The 7,250-nt window shown below is 68.4% G+C and carries 6 protein-coding genes; 5 read left to right on the top strand and 1 reads right to left on the bottom strand.

The annotated features are described in order from the left end of the window. Window positions 1–117: 117 nt before the first annotated feature. From ACQY7V_RS06625 to ACQY7V_RS06610, 4 genes are all read left to right on the top strand, one after another. Entirely contained in the window at window positions 118–891 is a 774-nt protein-coding gene (locus ACQY7V_RS06625; RefSeq protein WP_277299539.1) for a fumarylacetoacetate hydrolase family protein, read from the top strand. Next, on the top strand, window positions 888–1,682 hold the full coding sequence (locus tag ACQY7V_RS06620; RefSeq protein WP_320835757.1) for a fumarylacetoacetate hydrolase family protein: 795 nt from the start codon (window positions 888–890) through the stop codon (window positions 1,680–1,682). Before ACQY7V_RS06625 ends, ACQY7V_RS06620 begins: the two co-directional genes overlap by 4 nt. Before the next feature lie 212 nt (window positions 1,683–1,894). Further along, the gene (locus tag ACQY7V_RS06615) at window positions 1,895–3,319 is read left to right on the top strand and encodes a purine-cytosine permease family protein (protein ID WP_428639466.1); all 1,425 of its coding nucleotides are present in this window, start codon (window positions 1,895–1,897) and stop codon (window positions 3,317–3,319) included. Between the two features lies 1 nt (window position 3,320). Beyond that, window positions 3,321–4,133, top strand: coding sequence for a purine-nucleoside phosphorylase (locus tag ACQY7V_RS06610; RefSeq protein WP_428639464.1), 813 nt, complete (start codon window positions 3,321–3,323; stop codon window positions 4,131–4,133). A gap of 168 nt (window positions 4,134–4,301) precedes the next feature. On the opposite strand, the gene ACQY7V_RS06605 is transcribed toward ACQY7V_RS06610, so the two are convergent. Next, the gene (locus tag ACQY7V_RS06605) at window positions 4,302–5,486 is read right to left on the bottom strand and encodes an aminotransferase class I/II-fold pyridoxal phosphate-dependent enzyme (RefSeq protein WP_321083243.1); all 1,185 of its coding nucleotides are present in this window, start codon (window positions 5,484–5,486) and stop codon (window positions 4,302–4,304) included. A gap of 117 nt (window positions 5,487–5,603) precedes the next feature. Here ACQY7V_RS06605 and gltX point away from each other — a divergent pair, with 117 nt between their 5' ends. Beyond that, window positions 5,604–7,109 carry a glutamate--tRNA ligase gene (gltX, locus tag ACQY7V_RS06600; protein WP_277298210.1) on the top strand — a complete coding sequence of 502 codons (1,506 nt, stop codon included), beginning with the start codon at window positions 5,604–5,606 and terminating at the stop codon, window positions 7,107–7,109. Window positions 7,110–7,250 lie beyond the last annotated feature (141 nt).

Raw genomic sequence — 7,250 nt, 5'->3', positions numbered from 1 at the left:
GTAGTCGCCGATCGGCGCCGCCCGCCCCCGGGCATTCGCCTCTGCGGGTTCGAAGGCCCGCCGCCCTGATACGATGACCGCGCGCCGCTTGGCCGCCGCGCGCACTAGGCTGGTCGCATGAGAATCGTGCGCTTCTCCGATGGAGACTCCCCCCGCTACGGCGCCCTCGAGGAGGGCTCGACCCGCATCGTCGTCCTCAAGGGCGACCCGCTCTTCAACGAGATCGAACCCGACGGGCGCATCGTCGAACTCGACGAGGTCCGCCTCCTTTCACCCGTGATCCCCAGGTCGAAGGTCATCGGCATCGGGACGAACTTCGCAGACCGGGTCCGAGCCCCCGGCTCGCCCGAACCCGAGACGATGCCCCCGGTCTTCCTCAAGGCGAACACCTCCGTCATCGGCCCCGACGACCCGATCGTCCTGCCCGAGTGGAGCCGGGACGTCATCTACGAGGGCGAGCTCGCCGTCGTCATCAAGTCCCTCGCCAAGGACGTGCCCCTCGACGAGGTCGACCAGGTCATCCTCGGCTACACCCTGTGCAACGACGTGACCGCGCGCGATGCGATGGACGGCGGCCCCTGGCTCAAGGGCAAGTCCTTCGACACCGCCTGCCCGCTCGGCCCCTGGATCGTCGTGGATCCCGAGCTCGACGTCCAGGACCTCACGATCTCCGGCCGTGTCGGCGACGCGCACACCTCCGGGTCAACCGCCTGCATGCTCCACACGGTCCGGGAACTCGTCGCCTACTGCTCAACCCTGTTCACCCTCCTTCCCGGCGACGTCATCACGACCGGCTGCCCGGGAGTCTCCGGTCCGATCACCGACGGCGACACCGTCTCCTTCGAGATCCCCGAGATCGGCCGCCTCACGAACCCGGTGCTGCGCCGATGAGCACCGCGCCGCGCTACCTCAGATTCCTCGCCGAGGGCGAGGACGAGCCCCGCTTCGGCGTGCTGGCCGAGGACTCCGAAGAGATCCTCGAACTCGCCTCGGCCCCCTTCCCCTCCGGGGCCCAGGCGACCGGTCGCGCCTACGCCCTCGACTCCGCGCGCCTCCTCGCGCCGGTGGCCGCGCCCTCGAAGATCATCGGCATCGGGAAGAACTACGCGGATCACGCGCGCGAAATGGGCGGCGAAGCCCCGGACCAGCCGGTGATCTTCCTCAAGCCGAGCACCTCGATCATCGGGCCCGACGACCCCATCATCCGTCCCGCATGGTCCGACGAAGTCCATCACGAGGGCGAACTCGCCGTCGTCATCAAGACCCTCGCCAAGGACGTTCCCGTCGAAGAGGCTGACCGGGTCGTCCTCGGCTATACGATCGCGAACGACGTGACGGCCCGGGACATTCAGCGGACCGACGCGCAGTGGACGAGGGCGAAGGGCTTCGACACCGCCTGCCCGCTCGGCCCCTGGATCACCGCCGACCCCCGGCTCGACGTCGACGACCTGCGCGTGACGACGCGAGTGGACGGGCAGACCCGCCAGGACGACACCACCGCGCACATGATCACGCCCGTCCGCGAACTCATCTCCTACGTCTCCTCCGTCTTCACCCTCCTGCCGGGAGACGTCATCATCACCGGGACCCCGGCCGGCGTCGGCCCGATCGGAGCCGGACAACGAGTCGAAGTCGAGATCGAGGGCATCGGCGTCCTGTCCAACCCGGTCGTCGACGCCTGAGGCCCGCCCTCGGCCCGTCGGGGAAGGCGCCGACGCCGCGCACGGGAACCCCCGCCTGGCTCCTGCGAGGCACGCGAGCGCCCGCCGCGGAGGTAAAATCATGCCTCCGCGGGTCCCGCGGAAAACCCATCACCATTTGAGGAAGTAACGAAATGTCGACGACGACTTCGTCCCCGGCGCCAGGCGGCGCCGACGCTGCAACTGCTGTCGAAATGGCCGGACTCGATGTCATCCCCGAGTCCCAGCGCAAAGGCCGCCCCGCCGACCTGTTCATGCCGTGGTTCGCGGCCAACATCTCGGTCCTCGGAATCTCGTGGGGCTCGTGGGTCCTCGGATTCGGCATCTCCTTCATCCAGGCCGTCATCGTGTCGGTCATCGGCGTCGTCCTGTCCTTCGGGGTCTGCGGACTCATCGCGATCGCCGGCAAGCGCGGCTCGGCCCCCACCCTTGTGCTCTCCCGAGCCGCCTTCGGCTACAACGGCAACCGGATCTCAGCGGTCATCTCCTGGATCCTCACGGTCGGCTGGGAGATGTTCCTGTGCGTCATGGCCGTTCAGGCCACTGCGACCGTCATGGGCGCCCTCGGCTTCGAGAACCATCTCCTCGCGCAGATCATCGCCCTCGTCCTCGTCCTCGTCCTCGCCGCCGGTTCCGGCATCCTCGGCTTCGACACGATCATGAAGGTCCAGACCTGGATCACCTGGGCGACCGCCGTCCTCACGATCATCTACCTCGTCCTCGTCTTCCCCTCGATCGACTTCGCGGCGGTCATGGCCATCCCGGCCGGACCGGCCACCGCGGTCATCGGCGCGGGCATCATGCTCCTCGTCGGCTTCGGCTTCGGCTGGATCAACGCGGCCGCCGACTACTCGCGCTACCTGCCCCGCGCGGCGTCCACGAAGGGCGTCGTCGGCTGGACGACCTTCGGCGCGGCGCTTCCCTGCGTGATCCTCGTCTTCTTCGGCCTGCTCCTCGTCGGCTCCAACGCCGAGCTCGGCGAGGCCATCGGCGCCGACCCGATCGGCGCGCTCACGACGATCCTGCCGACCTGGTTCCTCGTCCCCTTCGCCCTCGTCGCCATCCTCGGCCTCATCGGCGGCATCGTCATGGACATCTACTCCTCGGGCCTGTCGCTGCTCGCCACCGGCATTCCCGTGATCCGCCCGGTCGCCACCGCGATCGACGGCACGATCATGCTGGTCGGCACCGTCGTGGTCGTCTTCTTCTCCGACTCCTTCTTCGGCCCCTTCCAGGGCTTCCTCATCACCCTCGGCGTCGTGATCTCGGCCTGGGGCGGCGTCATGCTCGCCGACATCGCACTGCGGAAGAAGGACTACGACGAGCCCTCCCTCTTCGTCGCCGACGGCCGATACGGATCGGTCAACTGGGGCGCGATCGCCTCGCTCCTCCTCGGGTCCTTCATCGGCTGGGGCCTCGTCGTCAACACCTACGCCGGGTGGCTCTCGTGGCAGGGCTACTTCCTCGGCCCGCTCGGCGGACGCGAAGGCGCATGGGCCTACTCGAACCTCGGAGTCCTCGTCGCGATGATCATCGGCTTCCTCGGATACTGGCTCACCTCCTCCAAGCGCGTGCGCAACCAGGAGCTCCAGCCCTCCCGCTCCTTCGAGGAGGCCTGACATGACGGCCGACCCGCGTTTCGCCGAGGCCCTCCTCGACGCGAAGGCGCGCGAAGGCGCGGCCCGTCTCGCCGAACTCACAGGTGCGGACCGCCATGACGCCCTCGTCGTCCTCGGCTCGGGCCTGGCCGGATCCCTCGATTCCGCCGAGCGCTGGGGCGAAGCCGCCGCCCGGATGCGCCTCTCCGAACTGCCGGGCGTCCTCGCCCCGGTAGCGGACGGCCACCTCGATGAGCTGCGCTCCTACGAAATCGACGGTCGGCGCGTCCTCGTCGCCCTCGGCCGCACGCATCTGTACGAGGGCGCGTCCCCCGCGCAGGTGACGGCCCTCGCCCGGATCGCAGTCGCAGCCGGAATCGACCGCGCGGTGCTCGCCAATGCCAACGGGTGCCTGCGCGATTGGGAGCTCGGCGACGTCATGGCGATCCGCGACCACGTGAACCTCTCCGGGAGCTCGCCCTTCAACGGCCCCCTGTTCACCGACGTCATGGGCACATGGGATCCCGGGTTCGCGGCGCTCCTCGAGGGAGTGTGCGAGCGCTCGGGCTCCTACGCGATCCTCCGGGGGCCCGAGTACCAGACGATGGCCGAGACGAGGATCCTCGCCATGCTCGGGATCGACTGCGTCGGCATGTCGACCGTCATGGAGGCGATCTGCCTCCACGGCCTCGGTATCCGCGTCGCGGGGATGAGCGTCGTCTCCGACCTCTCCTTCGCCGAAGCGCCGACCGATCCGAGCGCGGTCGTGGAGGCCGCCGCCCGCGCCGGCGAAACGGTCCGGATCGGCATCGAAACGGTCCTCGCGGCCGACTGAAGCGCGGCTGCTCAGAACGAAGGACGCGGGGTGCTGCGACCGTGGGGGCCGCAGCACCCCGCGCTCGCGTGCTCGCCTGCTTGGCGTGTGTGCCGTGCTTGGCGTGCTCGCACGCTCGCGTGCTTGTGTGCTTGCGTACTTGTGTGCGGGCAGCGCCCGCAGATCGGACTAGCGCAGGCTCGTGCCCGAGACCAGGGCGAGAGTCCGCTCGATGATGTCGGCGACGACCTCGTGCGAAGTCGCCAGATTCACCCGCGCCCACTGCGAGTAGTCGGCGCCGAGGTCCTTGCCGTCGTTCACCCCGATCCCGGCCAGCTCGCGCATCGCGACCCCGGGGGAGGGCTTCAAACCGAGGCCCTCGAATCCCCACCAGGTCAGGTAGGTGCCCTGCGGCCTCGTGAACGCGATCGGGGAGTTCGCCAGGGCCTGCTCCACCGCGTCCACATTGAGGCGGATGTAGTCGCGCACCTCGCTCTGCCATGAATCCGTTGAGGTGTAGGCCGTGATCTGCCCGATCGTGCCGATGACACTCGCTCCGAAGGCCAGGCGCTGACCGAAGGAGTCCCAGCGCCTCGCCAAGGAATCGTCGGGGAGAATGACCTGGGCCGACGGCAGGCCCGCGATGTTCCACCCCTTGGAGGCCGCAGTCGCGGTGACCGTCCTCGCCGCGGCGGCCCCGCTCACCCGCGCGTAGGAGATGAAGGGGACGTCATCGAGGACGAGAGGGGAGTGGATCTCATCGGAGAAGACCAGGGCGTCCGAGCCTTCGAGCGCCGCATCGAAGGCGCGGAGCTCGGCCTCGGAGAGCACCCGCCCCGTCGGGTTCCACGGGTTGCACAGGATCACGAGTCCGGCGCCGGCCTCCAGGCCCCGGCGAATCCCCTCGAGGTCGAGGGCCCAGCCGCGCCCGCCGGCGGCCTCGCCGCGCAGCGAGGGCACTTCGATCACCGGGTGGCCGAGGTCGACCGGGATCGTGAGGAAGGGCATGTACGCGGGGGTCGGAACGATCACGGGCGCGCCCTCGGGGACGAGATTCCGGATCACCGCCTCGAGCGCGGGAAGGACCGAGGCGACCAGACGCACCTGGGCGGGCTCGATCGACCAGCCGAAGCGCTCCGCTTGGAAGGACGCCGTCGCATCCGCAATCGCCGAGGCGAGCCATTTGGGCTGATAGCCGAGCAAACCCTCATCGATCGCGGCCTTCATGGCGGCGGCGACCGCGGGCGAGGTGCCGAAGTCCATTTCAGCGACCCACGCTCCGATCGTCGGCGAACCGTCCTCGCGCGTGATCCCCGTCCACTTCAAGGTGCCCGTCTTGCGCGCCTCTTCCGGCGAGAAGATCCTCAAGGTCATCGATGCTCCTTACTCGTCCAAACGTCCACAGGCTATCGCCCAATCGGCTCAGGGGCGTCCAGGGCCGCTTGACGAGGGCGGAACTGTCCGCTTCAGGCGAGTAGAATCGGCCCCATCATGAGTGAAACGACTGCCTCCGGCGCCGATGTGCGCGTTCGATTCTGCCCGTCCCCGACCGGAACCCCCCACGTGGGAATGGTCCGCACCTGCCTGTTCAACTGGGCGTACGCGCGCCACACCGGCGGCACCTTCGTCTTCCGCATCGAAGACACCGATGCGGCGCGCGACTCCCAGGAGTCCTTCGATCAGATCATCGACTCCCTGTCGTGGCTCGGTCTGGACTGGGATGAGGGCGTGAACAAGGGCGGCCCCCACGGCCCTTACCGCCAATCCGAGCGCATGGACATCTACAAGGACGTCGCCGCCAAGCTGCTCGAGGGCGGGTACGCCTATGAGTCCTACTCGACCCCCGCCGAGATCGAGGAGCGCCACCGCGCCAAGGGGGAGGATCCCAAGCTCGGTTACGACGGCTTCGACCGCGACCTCTCGGATGCGCAGATCGCCGCCTTCAAGGCGCAGGGGCGTGAACCGGTCCTGCGTATGCGGATGCCCGATGAGGACATCACCTTCACCGACCTCATCCGCGGAGAGATCACCTTCAAGGCGGGGTCGGTGCCGGATTACGTGATCGTCCGCGCGAACGGCGACCCGCTGTACACGCTCGTGAACCCGATCGATGACGCCCTGATGGAGATCACGCACATCCTTCGCGGTGAGGACCTCCTGTCGTCGACGCCGCGCCAGATCGTGCTCTACAGGGCCCTCGAGGAGCTCGGCATCGCGAAGTTCATGCCGCGCTTCGGTCACCTGCCCTACGTCATGGGGGAGGGGAACAAGAAGCTGTCCAAGCGCGACCCCGAGTCGAATCTGCTCCTGCACAGGGAGGCGGGCATGATCCCCGAGGGGCTCAACAACTACCTCGCCCTCCTCGGCTGGTCGATCGCCCCCGACCGTGACATCTTCTCCATGACCGAGCTCGCCGAGGCCTTCGACATCTCCGCGGTCAACCCCAACCCCGCGCGTTTCGACCAGAAGAAGTGCGTGGCGATCAACGCCGAGCAGATCCGTCTGCTCGAGGGCGATGACTTCCGTGCGCGTCTCGTGCCCTTCCTCGCGCGGGAGGGCCTGGTGCCCGCCTCCTCCTACGAGGAGCTCGATGAGGAGGGGCGCCGGATCCTCGATGCGGCGGCGCCGCTCGCGCAGACGCGCATCCAGCTGCTCGGCGAGGCCGGTCCGCTCATGCGCTTCCTCTTCGTCGACGCTTCTCATATCGCTTATGACGAGAAGGCCCTCGGCAAGCTGAAGGACACCGCGCCGGCGGTTCTCGCCAAGGCCCGCGAGGTCCTGGCCGGTCTCGAGGACTTCTCGGCCGAGGGGATCAAGCCCGCGCTCGATGAGGCCCTCGTCGAGGGGCTCGGTGTGAAGCCCCGCTTCGCCTTCGGTCCGCTCTTCGTCGCGATGACCGGATCGAATGTCTCGTTGCCGGTCGTCGATTCCATGGCGATCCTCGGACGTGATGAGGTGCTCACCCGTATCGATCGGCTCATCGAACGGCTGGGCTGATCCGGAATCGTACTGCGGGGCGGGCCTTCGGGTCCGCCCCGCGAGTGCTGTCCGGGGGTTTTTGGGGGTCGCCGCCCTGCGGGTGCTGTCCGGGGGTTTTGGGGGGTCGCCGCCCTGCGGGTGCTGTCCGGGGGTTAGAAG

This window comes from Schaalia sp. (genome assembly GCF_050312375.1).
Taxonomy (GTDB): Bacteria; Actinomycetota; Actinomycetes; order Actinomycetales; family Actinomycetaceae; genus Pauljensenia; species Pauljensenia hyovaginalis.
Note: the sequence above shows the minus strand (reverse complement) of the source record. Positions and strands in the feature narration are given on the sequence as shown.

What these genes read in the sequence shown, in the direction of transcription:
- ACQY7V_RS06625 (WP_277299539.1), top strand. Translation starts at nt 118, where the DNA reads ATGAGAATCGTGCGCTTCTCCGATGGAGACTCCCCCCGCTACGGCGCC.
- ACQY7V_RS06620 (WP_320835757.1), top strand. Translation starts at nt 888, where the DNA reads ATGAGCACCGCGCCGCGCTACCTCAGATTCCTCGCCGAGGGCGAGGAC.
- ACQY7V_RS06615 (WP_428639466.1), top strand. Translation starts at nt 1,895, where the DNA reads ATGGCCGGACTCGATGTCATCCCCGAGTCCCAGCGCAAAGGCCGCCCC.
- ACQY7V_RS06610 (WP_428639464.1), top strand. Translation starts at nt 3,321, where the DNA reads ATGACGGCCGACCCGCGTTTCGCCGAGGCCCTCCTCGACGCGAAGGCG.
- ACQY7V_RS06605 (WP_321083243.1), bottom strand. Translation starts at nt 5,486, where the DNA reads ATGACCTTGAGGATCTTCTCGCCGGAAGAGGCGCGCAAGACGGGCACC.
- gltX (WP_277298210.1), top strand. Translation starts at nt 5,604, where the DNA reads ATGAGTGAAACGACTGCCTCCGGCGCCGATGTGCGCGTTCGATTCTGC.